At 66.4% G+C, this 17,225-nt stretch carries 14 protein-coding genes; 5 read left to right on the top strand and 9 right to left on the bottom strand.

What is annotated here, in order from left to right:
* Nucleotides 1-21: 21 nt before the first annotated feature.
* The 4 genes from GO608_RS09790 (at nt 22) to GO608_RS09775 (ending at nt 5,048) form a co-directional block, all read left to right on the top strand.
* Nucleotides 22-1,071, top strand: a complete 1,050-nt coding sequence (locus GO608_RS09790; protein ID WP_169198901.1) for a porin — start codon at nt 22-24, stop codon at nt 1,069-1,071.
* Between the two features lie 232 nt (nt 1,072-1,303).
* On the top strand, nt 1,304-3,628 hold the full coding sequence (locus GO608_RS09785) for an aldehyde ferredoxin oxidoreductase C-terminal domain-containing protein (protein WP_169198900.1): 2,325 nt from the start codon (nt 1,304-1,306) through the stop codon (nt 3,626-3,628).
* A gap of 206 nt (nt 3,629-3,834) precedes the next feature.
* Nucleotides 3,835-4,557: a BON domain-containing protein gene (locus GO608_RS09780; RefSeq protein WP_169198899.1), complete on the top strand. Its 723-nt coding sequence runs from the start codon at nt 3,835-3,837 to the stop codon at nt 4,555-4,557.
* 92 nt (nt 4,558-4,649) lie between these two features.
* On the top strand, nt 4,650-5,048 hold the full coding sequence (locus GO608_RS09775; protein WP_169198898.1) for an RNA-binding S4 domain-containing protein: 399 nt from the start codon (nt 4,650-4,652) through the stop codon (nt 5,046-5,048).
* Nucleotides 5,049-5,060: 12 nt separating this feature from the next.
* On the opposite strand, the gene GO608_RS09770 is transcribed toward GO608_RS09775, so the two are convergent.
* The 5 genes from GO608_RS09770 to GO608_RS09750 form a co-directional block, all read right to left on the bottom strand.
* The gene (locus GO608_RS09770; RefSeq protein WP_169198897.1) at nt 5,061-5,402 is read right to left on the bottom strand and encodes a thioredoxin family protein; all 342 of its coding nucleotides are present in this window, start codon (nt 5,400-5,402) and stop codon (nt 5,061-5,063) included.
* Between the two features lie 141 nt (nt 5,403-5,543).
* Entirely contained in the window at nt 5,544-7,643 is a 2,100-nt protein-coding gene (locus tag GO608_RS09765; RefSeq protein WP_169198896.1) for a TonB-dependent receptor, read from the bottom strand.
* A 397-nt stretch (nt 7,644-8,040) separates the two neighbouring features.
* Complete coding sequence (locus tag GO608_RS09760) at nt 8,041-8,472, bottom strand: PaaI family thioesterase (RefSeq protein WP_169198895.1); 432 nt, start codon at nt 8,470-8,472, stop codon at nt 8,041-8,043.
* A gap of 149 nt (nt 8,473-8,621) precedes the next feature.
* A complete protein-coding gene (locus tag GO608_RS09755; protein WP_053422569.1) occupies nt 8,622-8,834 on the bottom strand; it encodes a hypothetical protein in 213 nt (70 codons plus the stop codon).
* A 241-nt stretch (nt 8,835-9,075) separates the two neighbouring features.
* Nucleotides 9,076-10,977, bottom strand: coding sequence for a B12-binding domain-containing radical SAM protein (locus tag GO608_RS09750; protein ID WP_169198918.1), 1,902 nt, complete (start codon nt 10,975-10,977; stop codon nt 9,076-9,078).
* A 180-nt stretch (nt 10,978-11,157) separates the two neighbouring features.
* On the opposite strand from GO608_RS09750, the gene GO608_RS09745 reads away from it, so the two are divergent.
* Complete coding sequence (locus GO608_RS09745; RefSeq protein WP_247002985.1) at nt 11,158-12,387, top strand: polysaccharide pyruvyl transferase family protein; 1,230 nt, start codon at nt 11,158-11,160, stop codon at nt 12,385-12,387.
* Between the two features lie 178 nt (nt 12,388-12,565).
* Here the strand turns inward: GO608_RS09745 and GO608_RS09740 are convergent, their stop codons facing one another.
* Genes GO608_RS09740 through GO608_RS09725 form a run of 4 tightly spaced genes read right to left on the bottom strand, consistent with a single transcriptional unit; the run spans nt 12,566 to nt 17,225 of the window.
* Nucleotides 12,566-14,356 carry an acyl-CoA dehydrogenase gene (locus tag GO608_RS09740; protein WP_169198893.1) on the bottom strand — a complete coding sequence of 597 codons (1,791 nt, stop codon included), beginning with the start codon at nt 14,354-14,356 and terminating at the stop codon, nt 12,566-12,568.
* A gap of 39 nt (nt 14,357-14,395) precedes the next feature.
* Nucleotides 14,396-15,163 (bottom strand): 3-hydroxyacyl-CoA dehydrogenase, encoded by a 768-nt coding sequence (locus tag GO608_RS09735; protein WP_169198892.1) that lies wholly within the window; start codon nt 15,161-15,163, stop codon nt 14,396-14,398.
* A 29-nt stretch (nt 15,164-15,192) separates the two neighbouring features.
* On the bottom strand, nt 15,193-16,458 hold the full coding sequence (locus GO608_RS09730) for a thiolase family protein (RefSeq protein WP_169198891.1): 1,266 nt from the start codon (nt 16,456-16,458) through the stop codon (nt 15,193-15,195).
* Complete coding sequence (locus GO608_RS09725; protein WP_169198890.1) at nt 16,455-17,225, bottom strand: crotonase/enoyl-CoA hydratase family protein; 771 nt, start codon at nt 17,223-17,225, stop codon at nt 16,455-16,457. Before GO608_RS09725 ends, GO608_RS09730 begins: the two co-directional genes overlap by 4 nt.

Raw genomic sequence — 17,225 nt, 5'->3', positions numbered from 1 at the left:
ACATCAAAAAAGGGGAAATCAATGCACAAAAAACGTCTCGCCATAGCGGTCTCTTGTATCGTCGCCGGTCTGGTTTCGGCTTCCGCCGCAGCCCAGTCGAATGTGACGGTATATGGCGTGGCCGATGCTTTCATCGGCTACGGCAAGACCGGAGACGCGAAATTTACCGGTGTGCAGAGTGGCGGCTGGGCGGGTTCGCGCCTCGGCTTCCGCGGCACCGAAGACCTCGGTAACGGACTCAAGGCCCTGTTCACGCTGGAGTACGGGATCGAGCTCGACCAGAACGCAGGCCTCGGTGCAGCCCCCAACCTTTCGCGGCAGCAGTTCATCGGCCTGCAGGGCGGCTTCGGCTTCATCGGCCTCGGTCGCCAGTACCACCCGGGCTACTACGTGTTCAAGTACGACGCCATCGTTCCCGTGCCGATCAGCCCGCAGTTTGCCCTGGCGGCTGCCGCCGGATCGAACCTGGTAGCAGGAGGTCCCGCCCGCGTCAGCAACTCGATCAACTACAAGTCGCCGAACTTCGGCGGCCTGACGCTCAACGCGATCTATGGTCTCAATGAAGTAAACCAGGACGACGACCGCAGGAAAGGCGACATTGCCGCCATCGGCGCCGACTACGCGAACGGCCCGCTCGCCATCGGCCTGATCTACAGCCAAGTGAAGGAACACGTCGGCGACGAGGACAAGCGCGAAGCATACATCGGCGGTTCCTACGATTTCGGCGTGTTCAAGCTGGCCGGCTCGTATCAGCGCATCGAGGATGCCACCGCAGCGGAAGACACCGACAACGTCTGGCATATCGGCGGCACCTTGCCGATTGGCACCTCGGGCAAATTCTCCGTGGCCTATGGCCAATTGGACGCGGATACGAACGACAGCGACGCCGACTCCTGGGCTTTGGTGTACTCCCACTCGCTGTCGAAGCGCACGCTCGCCTACGCTGGTTACGGCCACATCAGCAACGACGACGGACGGGCAGTCCGCTCCCCGTCGTTTGTGAGCGCGGCCAACACTTCGCCCGGCGACACGAGCCGCAACCTGATGGTCGGTTTGAACCACCTGTTCTGATCATCTGCTGCCCAGAATCGACGGGCGCCGCGGCGCCCGTTTTCATTTGCACCGCCGTTTCGATGCCCGGGCGGGTGGCGCGATCGAGGGATGAGACAGCGCAGAGGTTCGTCGCCGAAGGTTCGGAAATCAGTTGCCGTTCGAAGGCATTCATTTCTCGCCGCCATTGTTTGACGTCAAACAATTTGCTCTCTATACTTCGAAACACCCCTTGATTGCCACGGATACGCCAATGAATATCAGGACGAAGGTCGAGCAGTTGTGCGCCAGAATGCATGACGAGCCGCAGTTCCCGACACAGGGCCTGACCCTGTTCGTCGATCTCGAACGCCGCGAGACGCGCCGCAAATACCTGCCGCGCGACGTGCTGCAGACGTTCCTCGGCGGCCGCGGCGCCAACATGTACCTGCTCTACAATCTGCTGCAGGAAGAACGCGACGCGCTCGACCCCGAAGTGCCGCTGATCTTCGGCGCCGGCACGCTTACCGGCGACATGCCAGCCGCAACGCGCGGCAATTTCACCAGCCGCTCGCCGGAAAGCGACGCGATCCTCGACACCAACGGCGGCGATTACTTCCCGTCCTTCGTCAAGCGCCACGGCTACGATCACATTGTGCTGTACGGCCTGGCGCCGCAATGGACGCTGCTGCGCATCGCGCACGACGAAGTCCAGTTCCTCGACGCGACGCCTTACGTCGGCCTCGATAACCTCGAGATCCCCGGCGCCATCGAGCGCGACTTCGACTGCACCGAACGCAAGGACATGGCGCTCGCCCGCATCACCAGTGCCGGCGAAAACCTCGCGCTGTGCAGCGGCATCATGGGCGGCATCAAGGCGATCTGGGCGCGTGGCGGCGGCGGCGCGAAAATGGGCGCGCTGCGCCTGAAAGCGATCATGGTGCACGGCAAGCCCGACGAGGCGCCGAAAGTGGCCGAGCTCAAGGCTCACAACAAGGTGATCGGCAAGAAGATCACTTCGACCTCGGTCATCAAGAATGCGCTCAAGCAGGTCGGCACGCCGTTCCTGTACAAGCCTTCGCGCGTGCTCGGTGCGCTCGGCACGATGAACAACCAGAAGACCGCGTGGCACGAGTCGCTTGACGCCGACAACTTCGACCCCTACCGTCCCGGCATGGACGGCTGCTTCAAGTGCCCGGTGCATTGCCGCAACCTCAACGACATGACCCCCGAAGGCAAGGGCGGCTGGGGCTCGGCGGCACTGAAAGGCCTGAAGGGCAATGCGAGCTACGACAAGGCCCAGGCCGATGTCGAGCACAAGAAGCAGCGCACCTACAACGGCATCCATAACGACGGCCAGTTCGACAAGTACGACAAGGGTGACGGCCCGGAGTACGTCACTGTCGGCAAGTTCGGTCCGATGATCGGGCTGCGCGAACCCGAACAGGTGCTGCGCCTCAACAACATCCTCAACGACCTCGGCCTCGACTCGGCCTCGACCGGCAGCGCGATCGCGTGGGCGATGGAGCTGTGGCAGCGCGGCATCATCGACGCCAGTCACACCGGCGGCCTCGACCTGTCGTGGGGCAACTACGAGTCGATCGAAAAGCTGCTGTTCATGACAGCCAAGCGCGAAGGCTTCGGCGACACGATCGCCGACTCGTCACGAGCCGTCGAGCGCGGCAAGTACCCGAAGGAAGCGCTCGATTACCGCATGGCGGTCAAGGGCCTGTTCCAGTCCGATCCGCACGACGCGCGCATCCTCAAGGCGTTCGCGCTCGGTCTGTCGGTCGCGACGCGCGGCATGGACCACCTGCGCAACCGCGTCACGCTGGAGATCAACGCGCGCATCAACGACGACGCGGCATTCAAGACGCAGCTCTACGGCGGCGCCGTCGTGCCGGAGCCGAACGGCTACGGAGGCAAGGAGTTCGCGGTGCGTCGCTGCGAGAACACGTTCGCCGTCGGCGACTCGGTCGGCATGTGCCGGTTCAACACCAAGCTGTTCAACTCGCCCACCACGCCCGACTGCGGCGACTTCGCGACCCAGGTGTCGACTGCCACCGACGTGACGCTCAGCGCCGATGATCTCAACGAGATCGGACGCAACATCACCGGCATCGAGCGGCTGCTGAACTTCCGCCTCGGCCTGCGCGCGAAGGACGACACGCTGCCGCGGCGCTGGTTCGACGAGGAAATCGAAGTCGGTCCGTTCAAGGGCGAGAAAGTCGATCGCAAGGAATTCGAGGCGATGAAGTCGCGCTTCTACACGGTCACCGGTCTGAACGCCGAAGGCGTGCCGAGCGCCGACTGGCACCAGCAGCTCGCCCGCACGATGACCGGCTTTGCGGTCCGCGTCGAACTGCCGAAGCCGATTCCGGGTGCGCCGGACAAGGACATCGTCATCGACGAGCCGGTATCGAACGTGATCGCGCTGCGCGAGGCGCTGCGCCGGCGGTTCCCGGAAGCGCAGGAGGAACTCGGCGACCATTCGTGGAACGTCGCGGTCAACGGCCGCATGGTGCTGTCGGGCGAGCGCGAGACCGCGTTGAACGATGGTGACCGCGTCACGCTGGTGCCGATCATCGCCGGCGGCTGAGGCTGCGGCCGCCGAGCGGCCTGACAGCAAAGAACGCCACAGCGCCCCGCCAGCAGCGGGGCGCTGTGCTTTTGGGCGCCGGATCGGTCGGGCCGTGTTGCCCCGCCTGCTACACCTCCATCACCCCTGAGCATCGCGCCACTGCCGGTTCGTTGTCTATGATCAGACAAACGGGCCCTGCCGCCATCGCCGAAGGAGACGGAATCATGCAGACGAAAGATGACATCGTGCGTCGTGTTCTTGCCGCACTCGAGCGCGGCGCGCATATCGATCCCGTCGTTCATCCGCTCGACGTGAGCGTTGCCGCGGGCGTGGTGACCCTGTCCGGCGAAGTGCCGGGAATCGCGAGCAAGCGACGCGCGGTTACAGCCGCCACCGAGGTCGAGGGTGTGCAGACAGTCATCGATCGGCTGCGGATTGCACCGGTCGCGGAAGCAGGCGACGGCGCGATCCGCGACGCGGCCTGCAAACGGATTTCGCGGGACGTCGATTTCTTCAACTGCACGCTGCGGGTCCTGAGCTCGGGTCGTCTGGAAGTGCTGCGCGACGCGAGCGTCGACCCGAGCGGCGCGATCGATATTGCCGTCGAGGATGGCGTGATCACGCTGAGCGGCCACGTCATCAGTCTGTCCCACAAACGCCTGGCGGGGGTGCTGGCGTGGTGGGCGCGAGGTTGTCGCGACGTCGACAACGCGCTCGAAATCCGGCCTCCCGAAGAGGACAACGACGAGGAAGTCGTCGAGGCGATGCGTCTCGTGCTCGAAACCGATCCGCTCGTGCATGCGGAGCAGATCGCCATCAGCAGTCGCGACTTCGTCGTCACGCTCAAGGGCGTTGTGCCCTCCGAGGACGAACGCCAGCGCGCCGAACTGGACGCGTGGTTCCTGCACGGTGTCAGGGGGGTGATCAACGAAATCGAGGTACGCTGAGCCGGCCGCTGGCCCGTCCCCTCGTCTGCCCGACCTGCCGGCCGGGTGAATCGGCAAGCACGGAAAAACCGTCCGGAGAACCACGTTCCAGCATGGCAAACGCCGAAAACACCGACCGCATGCGCCTCGACAAATGGCTGTGGGCAGCGCGCTTCTACAAGACGCGCTCGCTCGCCAGCCAGTCCGTCGAGGCCGGTCACGTCAGGCTCAACGGTCACGCCGTCAAGCCTGCTCGCGACGTGCGCCCGGGCGACACGCTCGAGATCGTCACGGGCGATGCGCACTGGACTGTCGTCGTGCGCGGCCTCAATGAGCAGCGTCGTCCGGCGCCCGAAGCACGCGAGTTGTACGAGGAGACCATCGAAAGCGGCGAACGGCGCGCGGCGGAAAAGGAAAACCGCCGGCTCGCGCCGGTACCGGGCAGCGATCTGCGCGGGCGCCCGACGAAGAAGGCGCGGCGGCAAATCAGGGGGTTCAACGAAGGCGGATGAAAGCCGCGCGCGTTACGCGTCCGTGTCGATGCGCCCGAGCGCCTCCGCGATCGCGTCCGCATTCGCAGGGCGGACCAGGCGGGCGACCTCCTTTCCCTCTTTCAGGAAGATCAGCGTCGGCCACAGCTTGACGCCGAACGAGCGGCCGAGCTTGCGCCCCTTGCCGTCTTCGACCCTGATATGCCGCACCCGCGGATGGCGGGCGAACGCAGTGGCGATCAGCGACTGCGCCGCCTGGCAATACCCGCACCAGTTCGCGCCGAACTCGACGACAGCCGGCTCCTGCAGCGCATCGATCTCCGCACGCTCGGGCGCAGTCGCGGAATAGGCAGTGTTCGCAGTGTTCGTCGTCATGTCATTTCCTTCCGGCAAAGTCTGGTGCCGAAAAGGTATATCAAAAAACGGGCCCGAGGGCTCGCGAAAGCCGTCGGGCCCGCTTGGGCCGGTCTTCCGCGGGCTTTTGCACGTCGCGTCAGCCCGCGGAAGGATCAGTTTTCAGAACGCCGTGCTCAGGGTCAGACGCGCATTGAGAGGCGCTCCCGGGCTGATGTTGTTGTCGCTGTGCGCCGTCGGGAAGTATTCCTTGTCGGTGATGTTCTCGACGTTGAGCGCGAGCCGGGTCTTGCGGTCGTTGAAAGTGTAGTAGACCGCGCCGTCGACGCGGGTGAACGACGGCAGTTTCACGCTGTTCGTGAAGGACGTATAGCTCGACGACTGGTTGATCACGCCGAGACCGACGCCCCAGCCCTGACCGAGGTCGAAGCGGTTCCAGATCGACGCCATGTGGTCGGGAACGAGGCCGACCTTGCGTCCCTTGGGCCCGCTGGAGGTTGACTTCGTGATCTCGGAGTCGAGGTTCGCGTAGCCGGCGAAGACTTGCCACCACGGTGTCACCTGGCCCTGCAGACCGATCTCGAAGCCTTCGGTGCGCTGCTCGCCGGTCTGCACGAAGAAGCCCGGGTTGAGCGGGTCGGCGGCACGCACGTCCTCGCGGTCGAGGCGGAACACCGCCGTGGACAACGTCAGCGCGGGTGCGAGATCCCAGCGCGCGCCGATTTCGTAGTTGATCGCTTTCTCGGGCTTGAGGTCCTCGGTCGTGGGCGACAGGCTCAGCTGTTCGCCAGCGGGCAGGAAGGAGTAGCTGTAGCTCGCGTAGTAGGTCTGCGCCGCCGTCGGCGTCCAGATCACGCCGAAACGCGGGCTGACTTCCTCGTCGGTGGTCGACAGGTCAGCTGGATTCGCACGCTTGTCGTTGAAGTCGACGTCGAACTTGTCGTAGCGCAGGCCCGCAAGCACTTTCCACTGCTCGTTCAGCGCAATCTGGTCCTGCAGGTAGATGGCGTAAGTATTCGACTCGACGTTGTTGTTCGCGTCGCCGGCAGTCGGATTGAAACTGATCGCCGTCCCGAAGGGATTGCCCGCCGGCACGACGTTTGTGCCGGGCGCGAACTGGCCGCTCTTGCGTCGGCTGTCGCTGTCCTGATAGCCGAGCTCGATGCCGGCGAGCAGCGTGTGCTGCAGGCCGCCGATCGCGAACTTCGTCGTCAGGTCGGTCTGGTTGAAGACATTCAGCCGGTCGTTCGAGTTGTTGTAGGCGGACAGCGTGAGGGTTCCCCCGCCATTGATCGCGCTGCCGGCGAAGACGTTCTGGTAGAACTTGTCATACTGCGCCGCGCGGAAGCTGTTCCGCAGCTGCACGCCGCCAAAGTCGTGCTCGATGACTGCGGTGAGCGCGTCCACACCGGTGAGCGATTCGCTCTGGTCGGCATTGCCGAAGAAGCGGCTGCGGCTGTCGTCGAACGGCCGGCCGTTCTGCGACGGCACGCCGCGGTCGGCGGTGCGCTCGTCGCGGAAATGCTCGAAGCCGAGAGTCAACGCCGTGTTGCCGCCTGCCGTGAAGGTGATTGTCGGATTGATGCCGTAGCGCTCAAGGTCGACGCCGTCGCGGAAGCTGTTGGCTTTTTCGGCCATCGCGTTCAGGCGCCACGCCGCCGCGTCGTTGATCTTTTCGCCGACGTCGACAGTGCCGCGCAGCTGATCCCAGCTGCCGACGGTAAGGCTGGCTTCGCCGAAATGGCCGAACACCGGCCGCTTCGTCACGCGGTTGACCACGCCACCGGCGCCGCCGCGGCCGAATGTCATGCCGCCCGGGCCCTTCAGCACTTCGACGCGCTCGAGGTTATAGACGTCACGGAAGATCTGCGCGTCATCGCGGATGCCGTTAACGAAGAAGTCGGCCGTCGTGTTGTTGCCGCGGATGACCATTTGGTCGCGGTTGCCTTCACCCTGCGCCGCCGTCACGCCCGGCACGTAGCGCAGCACGTCGGACATGCCGCGCATCGCCTGGTCCTGGATGACTTCTCCCGGCACGACGGTGATCGACGCCGGCACTTCTTTCAACGGCGTGTCCGTCTTGGTGAAAGTGGCCGAACGGGTCGCGCGATAGCCTTCGACCGGTCCGTCGGCCCGCTCGGCCTCGCCCTTGACGAGAACCGGGCCCAGCACGGCGTCGGCGGCATGCACAGCGACATGAGCGCCGCCGAGCGCGGCGAACACGGCCACTGCCGCGGGCTTCATGCGGATCTTGAACGACATCTATCTTGCTCCTTCGTGAATCCTGGCTGGCTGGGAGAGATGTCGCCTGGCTTGCCGTTGACTGGAAAATTTGCGCCGAATCGTCCCGGGAGATTCGACGTGAGTAAATGAGAACGGGCCGCATCATAAACGCGAAGCATTCTCAGTGACAAGCGGTTTAAATTCGGCGCAATCGCTACACGCGCGCACCCGTGGATTCGCGGCTTCAAGAAAGGAAGCGCGGGTTCGGGTCCGATCAGGATGCAGGCAACGCAGGGGATTGGCGGAGCTGAGAAAAGCGGACTCGCGCCTGCAAGCGGCGCGGCAAATCGGAACGAAAGCGTTTCAGGCCCTGTGCAGCCGGTACCGGCTCGCTATTGTGCGCAAACGCTGTGCGGTACCAGCATCGGGTGCCCGCTCAGGACTTCGGCCACAGGATCATCTGGGTGCAGCGGAACAGCGCGAGCTTGCGCCCGGTCCCTTCGTCGGTCACGACGGCGTCCCACACCTGCGTGCTCTTCCCCAGATGCTGAGCGGTCGCGACACACGCGATGCTGCCGTCCCTGACCGTGCCGAGATGGTTGCTCTTGAGTTCGATCGTCGTGAACGATTCGGCGCCGTCCGGCAGGTGCGCCATCGTGCCGTAGCCGCAAGTGGTGTCGGCCAGCGCGACGATGCTCGCCGCGTGGAGAAAATTGTTCGGTGCGAAATGCAGCTGCCTGACGGGCATCCGGCTGTTGAGCGTGCCCTGCTCCACCGACAGGATTTCGATGCCGAGATAGCCTGGCAGGTATTCGCCGCCGCGCTGATTGAGCACGTCGAGTGTCACATCGGAGCGGAGTCGGCTCATCTCTGTCCTTGAGAAGAGGGCCTGGCGACGCCGAGGCCGATAAATTCGATTGTCGCGTGCGGCCCGCTCTCGAGAAAACGCGGCGCCGCCTCAAGTTTTCTTGTTCCCTTGGGGGCACGGAAACGGCAAAGCTGTTTCCTGGCGGGCTCTCAGAACGGCAGCCGGCGCCTCGGAGCTTGCGCGGGCTTTTCGCTGCGGGCGGGGGGAGCCGCCTTGACCGGCTTGCGCGGCAGGTTCATCTCGTCGCGGGCGAACCGGACCTTGCCTTCCAGCTCGCAACCACGCATGCCGGGCGAACAGACCGCGCCCTGCACCCGCTGACAAATTCCTTCCAGATCGTGAGGACAGCTCCACGCACTCATGCTCGAACACTCCATTTCCATATCAAAGAACCTCGCGACCTGTGGTCACGGACAGTGCATTTTCGGGGGCCGCAGTCGGGATCGCCGAATCGTGCGCCCGTCATGCCGGCACCGTCATCATCGACCTCCGCCCCCCGCACTGGGGTACCAGCCTAGCGCAAGGGGCGCTTCGCCTCAAGGACCGCGGCGGAGAAAACGCCGGCGACCGCGCGCTGACGCTGATACGACCCGTCCGAAACGCTCACCGCAACGCCCGCGCGATGAACTGGCGAGGCACGCGAGGGCGAGGTACGCGATCGGAAAACCAGCTGCGCACGTCTTCGTCGAGACCGATGCCGTGCATGTAGTTGTACAGCGCCTTGTTCAGCGCAGTCCCCAGCATGTCGTGGTCGACGCCCGTCGGGTCGAGGAAACGCACGTCGTTGCGCGCGAACGATGCCGGCGGTAGCGGTGCCAGCGTGACGCCGTACATTTCGGGCTGCTGGCCGACGGGCGAATGCACGGTGCAGGCGAAGCGATGGAAAAACCCGGACTGGATGCAGCCGGCTTCGAAGAGCTGCCGCACGTATTCGAGCGCATCCACGGTGTCCTGCACGGTCTGGGTCGGAAACCCGTACATCAGGTAGGCGTGGACGAGGATGCCGGCTTCGCTGAAACCGTGCGTGACGCGCGCGACCTGCTCGACCGACACCCCCTTGTTCATCAGTTTGAGCAGGCGGTCCGACGCGACTTCGAGGCCGCCCGAAATCGCGATGCAGCCGCTGTCGGCCAGCAACCGGCACAGCTCGGGCGTGAACGATTTCTCGAAGCGGATGTTGCCCCACCACGAGATTGCGCGGCGGCGGTCGAGAAGCTGCTGCGCGAGCGCTTTCAGCGCTTTCGGCGGCGCGGCTTCGTCGACGAAATGGAAACCCGTCTGGCCGGTCTCGTCGATGATCGCCTCGATGCGATCGACCAGCGTCGTCGCGGCGACACCGTCGTAGCGCGAGATGTAGTCGAGGCTGACGTCGCAGAAGCTGCACTTCTTCCAGTAGCAGCCGTGCGCGACGGTGAGCTTGTTCCAGCGCCCATCCGACCACAGCCGGTGCATCGGGTTGAGCATGTCGAGGACCGAAAGGTAGCGGTCCAGCGGCAGGCCGTCCCAGGTCGGCGTGCCGACTTCGGCGAACGCGATGTCGGCTTCGCCGATGTCGATGTAGCGCACCGTCGCGTCGTCGCCGGGCACGAAAGTGCGCACCAGGCGCTGCCGCGAACGCGCGCCGGCAAGGTGGTCGAGCAGCGCCAGGATCGGGCGCTCGCCATCGTCCAGCGTCACGTAGTCGAAATAATCGAATACCCGCGGCTCGCGGAGTTCGCGCAACTCGGTATTCACGAACCCGCCGCCCAGGACCGTGACGATCGCTGGGTCGTGTTCCTTGATCGCCTGCGCGATGCGAAACGCCGCGTAGACGGCCCCCGGGAACGGCACCGACAGCAGCACGAGCTGCGGCGCATGGCGTGCGATTGCGTCCAATGTCAGCGTGCGCAGCGTGCGGTCGACGAGATTGAGCGGCGCTGCGAGGGCTTCGGCAAGCGGATCGAAAGTCGGCTGGCTCTGCGCCAGCGATTCGGCGTAGCGCACGAACTCGAAGCGCGGATCGACGGCTTCGCGCAGCACGTCGGCGACGTCGTTCAGATACAGCGTCGCAAGATGCCGCGCCCGGTCCTGCAGTCCGAGCGCACCGAACGCCCACGCGAGCGGATCGCCTCCGTCCGGATCGACATAGACGTCGAGCGACTCGAAGCGCGAGCCTTCGGGCAGGAAGCTGCGCCCGGCGATGCGGTGCGCGACGGTCGGATCGCGCCCCTGCAGAAACGCGATCGCCGGCCCGATCGTCGTCCGGTAGCGGTCGAATTGCGCGAGGAAATCCCGCACGCGCGGCGGGCGTTTGGATTCGGGCGTCGCTTCGATGTTGTCGCGGATCGCCGCCAGGCCGTCGCCGGAAAACAGCCGCAGCACGAGCGCCAGCGCCAGATCCTCCTGCACCGCATCGATGCCGCGCGAGCGCAGGAAGCCGGTCAGGTACGCGGTGGACGGGTACGGCGTGTTGAGTTGCGTCATCGGCGGGATCACCGACAAAACGCGCAAGGAGGTGTCTGACATCATGGCAGGAGAACCTGTCGGGAAGACCGGATCGGTGAGCGGGGTCGCGGCAGGAACGTCCGCTGACGGCAGTGACGGCCTGATCCTTCGGGAATCGCCACAAGGTTTGCGCTGGGCTCGGGCCGCACATTCTAGAGGCAATCATTGCGGCCTGACAGCGGACACCAAAAGGAGACAGTCGTGGCAGGAAGTCAGGTCGTTCCCCAGCCGCAGACGGACATCGCGACGATCCTTTTCGGCGCGTTCGACCGCCACAACTTCGGCGACCTGCTGTTTCCGCACGTCGTCGCCGCGATGCTCGACGACCGGAAGCCGGTGTTCGCCGGTCTCGTCGACGCCGATCTGCGGCGTTTCGGCGGGCATGCGATCCGCGCGATCGGGCCACTCGCGGCGGCCTGTGGTGAGCGCCGCGTCAACCTCATCCACGTCGGCGGCGAGATTCTCACGTGCGGCGCGTGGCACGCCGCGGTGATGCTGCTCCCGCTGCGGGACGCGCACGTAGTCGTCGCCCGCCTCGACCCGCGCCCGGAAGAGGCGCTGGAATGGGCGCAGCGCCGGCTGGGCACTCGCGCCCTCGCACCCTATTGCGTGCCGCAGAATCTTTTCCCCGCTGCACGCCTGATCTACAACGCGGTCGGCGGCACGGGCTTTCGCGAGTGCGACGAAGCATTGCGGACCGAAGTCCTCGCGAATCTTCGCGCTGCCGATGTCGTCGGCGTGCGGGACCGCGAGACGCTCGCGCAGCTCGGCGCGGCAGGCATCACCGCCCGGCTCGTGCCCGATCCCGCAGTCATGGTCGCGGCGCTGTTCGGCGAGCGCATTGCCCGGCACGCGCGCGTAGGCGAAATCGCGCAGATCCGCGCCGCGTTCCCGCAAGGTTATCTCGCGGTTCAGTTCAGCGCCGACTTCGGCGCCGACGCAACGCTCGACGCGATCGCCGCCGGGCTCGAACGCAGCGCACGTTCGAGCGGTCACGGCGTCGTGCTGTTTCGCGCCGGCGCAGCGCCGTGGCACGACGACACCGCCTGCTACGCGCGGCTCGCGGCGCGCCTGCCGGCGACACCGCTGAGGATCGTCGAATCGCTCGACATCTGGGACATCTGCGCGCTGATCGCAGCGAGTCGCGGGTACTGCGGCAGCAGCCTGCATGGCCGGATCGTCGCGATGGCCTTCGCGCTGCCGCGCGTCAACTTGCTCCACCCGTCCGCGGGCGAACGGCCCGGCAAGCAGGCGGCTTTCGCCGCGACGTGGGAGCCGCCGGAAGTGCGTGCGACGGTCGCGCTGGAGGACCTCGCGGACGGCATCGGCGACGCCCTGAACGCCGAGCCGCAGCAGCTGCGGCAGATCGCGCGCGAACTCGTCGAGCGCTATCGCAAGGAGTTCGACGCAACGCGGCAGCGGCTCGAATGAAGCGGGCGGCGCGGGCTCTCGAGAAACAGCTTCCATTCGCCATTATTGGCTCGTCAGCTAATTACCGTTCGGGCTGAGCTTGTCGAAGCCCTGGCAGCGCCCTTCGACAGGCTCAGGGCGAACGGCCTCGGCTGTTTCTCCGTCTCACTTTGCCTCGCCACGGCGGGGCTTACTTCGCTCAGAAGGCAGCAGGGTGGAAGCGGATCAAGGGCCCGCCGGCTTCCCGCACGGCCTGCGAGCACGCCACCGCCTGCGGGCCGAAGCTTGCGATGTAGAAACGGGCGAGCTCGACGAGGCTCGCGAGGTACACCGGGTCGCCTTGGCCGGCCGCGAGCCGTCGCCGCGCGGCGAGCGCGACGCGCGCCATCTGCCACGCACCGCACGTGATCCCGAGCAGATGCAGGAACGGCACTGCGCCAGCGAGCACTTCGGCAAAGCGTTCCTTCCCGTTCGCGAGCACCCACTCGGCCGCTCGTTCGACGGCGATAATGCTGTCGGCGAATCCGTCGGCAAGCGACGCGAGCTGGGCCTCTTCGCGCAACATCGCAGCAGTCGCGTGCAGGTCCGCGATCAGTTCGCGCAGCGTCTCGCCGCCTTCGCGCAGGATCTTGCGGCCGATCAGGTCGTTGGCCTGGATGCCGGTCGTGCCTTCATAGATCGTGATGATGCGCGCGTCGCGGGCGAACTGCGCGATGCCCGTCTCCTCGACGAAGCCCATGCCGCCGAACACCTGGATCGCGTCGCTGCAGACCTGCTGGCCGACTTCGGTGCACCAGCCTTTCGCGACCGGCATCAACAGGTCGACGTAACGCCGGCATTTCGCGGCGAAGGCGGCCTCCGGATGATGCTCGGCGAAGTCGAACCAGCCGGCTGCGGTGTATAGCAGCGTGCGCATCGCCATCACCCGCGCGCGCATCGACAGCAGCATGCGCTTGACATCGGGGTGATGGAGGATCGGCTGGCCGGCTTCGCCGGTGATCGCGTCGCGGCCCTGCACGCGTTCGCGCGCATAGCCGAGCGCGAGCTGATAGGCGCGCTCGCCGAGCCCGGCGCCCTGCACGCCGACGCCGAAGCGCGCTTCGTTCATCATGATGAACATCGTCTCGAGGCCGCGGTTCGGCGCGCCGACGAGCCAGCCGACGGCGCCGCCGGCGTCGCCGTAGCTCATCGTGCAGGTCGGGCTGCCGTGGATGCCGAGCTTGTGCTCGATCGCGATGCAGCGCACGTCGTTCTTCGCCCCCGGATTGCCATCGGCGTCGAGCAGGAATTTCGGCACGAGGAACAGCGACAGCCCTTTGACGCCGGCCGGTGCGTCGGGCAGCCGGGCGAGCACGAGATGGACGATGTTGCTCGTCAGTTCGTGCTCGCCGTAAGAGATGAAGATCTTCTGGCCGAACAGACGGAAGATCCCGTCGGCGGCAGGCTCGGCGCGGGTGCGCGTCGCCGCGAGGTCGGAGCCCGCCTGCGGCTCGGTAAGGTTCATCGTGCTGCCCCACTCGCCGCTGACGACTTTGAGGAGCCACGTCTGCTTGAGCTCGTCGCTGGCGGCGATCAGCAAGGCTTCGGCCTGGCCGACGTTCAGCTGCGGCAGCATCGCGAACGCCATGTTCGTCGCGAACCACATCTCCCACACCGGCGTCGACACGAGCTTCGGCAGGCCCTGTCCGCCGAATTCCGGCGGCAGCGACAGGCCGGTCCAGCCGGCGTCGACGAAGCGGTCCCACGCATCCTTCCAGCCGTCGGGCGTGACGACGCGCCCGTCGGCATCCAGCCGGCAACCCTGCACGTCGCCCTGAGCGTTGATCGGGCCGAGCACGCCGGCGGCGAACTTGCCCGCCTCGTCCAGGATCGCCTCGACGACGTCCGGCGTCGCGTCCTCGAATCCCGGCAGCGCAGAAACCGCGTCCTGCCCGGCCAGCTCGCGGAGGATGAAATGCATGTCGCGCAGCGGCGCGGCGTAATCGTGCATGGTGGCGGCTCCGGCCGGCGCAGGTCCGGCCAAGTGGTCTTAGCGGGGTGCGAGGCGGATCGCGCCGTCGAGGCGGATCGTCTCGCCGTTGAGCATCGCGTTCTCGACGATCTGGCGCGCGAGCTGCGCGTATTCGGCGGGTTCGCCGAGGCGCGGCGGGAACGGCACGGCTTCGCCGAGCGATTTCTGCGCCTCGGGCGGCAGCGCCTGCATCATCGGCGTCAGGAACAGGCCCGGCGCGATCGTCACGACGCGGATGCCGAAACGCGCGAGCTCGCGCGCGATCGGCAGCGTCATCGACACGATGCCGCCTTTCGACGCGGCGTAGCCGGCCTGGCCGATCTGGCCGTCGTACGCGGCGACCGACGCGGTGTTGATGATCACGCCACGCTCGCCGCCGGCGTTCGGCTCGCCTTTCGCCATCGCTTCGGACGCGAGCCGGATCATGTTGAACGTGCCGACCAGGTTGATGTTCACGATGCGCGCGAACGTGTCGAGCGGATGCGGGCCGTCGCGGCCGAGCACTTTCGCGGCGCTGCCGATACCCGCGCAGTTGACGAGTCCGTTGAGCGCGCCAAAGCGCGCGAGCGCGAGCTCGACGCAGCCGCGTGCATCGGCTTCGGACGCGACGTCGGTACGGTGGAACGCCGCGCGGGCGCCGAGCTCATCGGCGAGTTTTTCGCCGCCGACGCTGTTCAGGTCCGCGATGACGAGGTTCGCGCCGGCGCCGTGGAACGCGCGCGCCGTCGCTTCGCCGAGCCCAGACGCCCCGCCGGTGACGATAAAAGTGCTGTTTTCGAGTTTCATCGTTTTTCCCCTTTTCCGCGACCGGTCGTTCAGTCGGCGTTCTCGACGACGATCGCGACACCTTGGCCGCCGCCGCAGCACGCCGACGACACGCCGAACTGCAGCCGCGCCTCCTGCAGCTCGCGCGCCACCGTCGTCGTCAGCCGCACGCCGGATGCACCCAGCGGATGGCCGATCGCGATTGCGCCGCCATGCACGTTGGCACGCTCGCGGTCGAGCCCCAGTTCGCGCTCGCACGCGAGGTATTGCGCGCCGAAGGCTTCGTTGATCTCGACGCGCCCGAGGTCGCCGACAGTGAGTCCGGCTTTCACCGCTGCGGCACGGATCGCCGGCGCCGGCCCGATGCCCATGATCTCCGGCGGCACTGCCACCGACGCCGCCGCGACGATGCGCGCGAGCGGGCGGATGCCGTGCGCGCGCACCCAGTCGCCATGCGCGACGATCACCGCGGCCGCGCCATCGACGATCGCCGAGCTGTTGCCGCCTGTCTGCACGCCACCGAACGCGGGTTTCAGTTTTTGCAGCGCGTCGAACGACGTCGGGCGCACATGGCCGTCGCGATCGCACACTTCAGCCCGGTCGGCGAGCTTCAGCGAACGGGCGTTGTAGCCGTCGAGCTCCCATTTCGCATTGACGACGGGCGCCACCTCGCCGGCGAACCAGCCCGACTCCCACGCCGCGACGGCGCGTGCAAAGCTCTGCTCGGCGAAGCGGTCGACCTCGTCGCGCGAGATGCCGTAGCGCTTCGCGAGGTTCTCGGCGGTGTCGCCCATGCTCGCGCCGGGCGCGGTGTCCTTCGTCGCTTCCCACAGGAAGTCGCGGAAATCGAGCTGGCCCATGCGGAAACCGGCGCGGTGCGTGTACGCGGCGATCGGGTTGCGCGACATCGATTCGGTGCCGACGGCGAGCGCGACTTTCGCCTTGCCGAGCGTGATCTGGTCGGCGGCGGCGATGATCGTCTCGAAGCCGGTGCCGCACAGCCGCTGCACGAGCAGTGCCGGCACCGACGGATTCACCCCCGAATACAGGCCGATGTGGCGTGGCAGGAAATACGCGTCGAAACTCGCCTGTGCCATGTTGCCGGCGACGATCGCGTCGATCTCAGTGGCAGGGATGCCGCTCCTGTCGAACAGCGCGCGCGCCGCAAAGATGCCGAGGTCGGTCGGCGACACGTCGCGCAGCACGCCGTTGTAGTCGGCGAAAGGCGTGCGGCTGCCCGCGACGAGCCAGATGTCGTCATAGCGCGCGGCATGGGCCGCGGCTTGCGACGCGGCGTAGGAATTCGTCGTGTTCATCGCTGTGCTCCCTGACCTTTGCGCTGCAGGAACTGGCCGATGCGCTCGGCGACTTCCGGGCCGGTCTGCGTGACCGCGGCGGTCAGCGACTCGACGAAGAAGCCGTCGTCGGCCGCCATGTTCTCGATGCGGGCGATCGACGTGACCATCGCCCAGTTCGCCATCGGCGCGTTCTCGGCGATCCGGCGCGCGAGCTGCTGCGCCTTCGCGAGCGCTTCGCCGGGCCCAACGAGGTAATGCGACAGGCCGAGGCGCTGTCCTTCGTCGGCATCGAGGATGCGTCCGGTCAGCATCATTTCACCCATCCGTCCGGCACCGATGATCCGCGCGACGCGCACCGAACCGCCCCCGCCGACGAAAATGCCGTGGCGCCCTTCGGGCAGCTGATAGATCGTGTTCGGCTCGGCAACGCGCACGTGCGTCGCGGCCGCCAGCTCCAAGCCGCCGCCGATGACCGCACCGTGCAGCGCCGCGACGACCGGAATGCCGCCGTTCTGGATGCGGCTGAACACGCGGTGCCAACCCTGTGAGTGCTTCATGACGCCGAAAGGCTCGCGGTGCTGGTGCTCGGTCAGGTCGAGGCCGGCGCAGAAATGCTCACCCTCCCCGGCCAGCACGATCACCCGCGCGCTGTCCGGGATGGTCGCGAAAGCGTCGTCGATCGCGGCCAGCAGGCGGTCGCTGATCGCGTTGCGCTTCGCGGGGCGAGCCAGCGTGACGGTGTAGATGTCGTCCTCATACGAGGTTCTTACCAGTTGTTCGGTCAT

It is taken from the genome of Aromatoleum buckelii (assembly GCF_012910785.2).
Taxonomy (GTDB): domain Bacteria; phylum Pseudomonadota; class Gammaproteobacteria; order Burkholderiales; family Rhodocyclaceae; genus Aromatoleum; species Aromatoleum buckelii.
The sequence above is the reverse complement of the archived record's forward strand: the minus strand, read 5'-3'. Positions and strand labels throughout refer to the sequence as shown.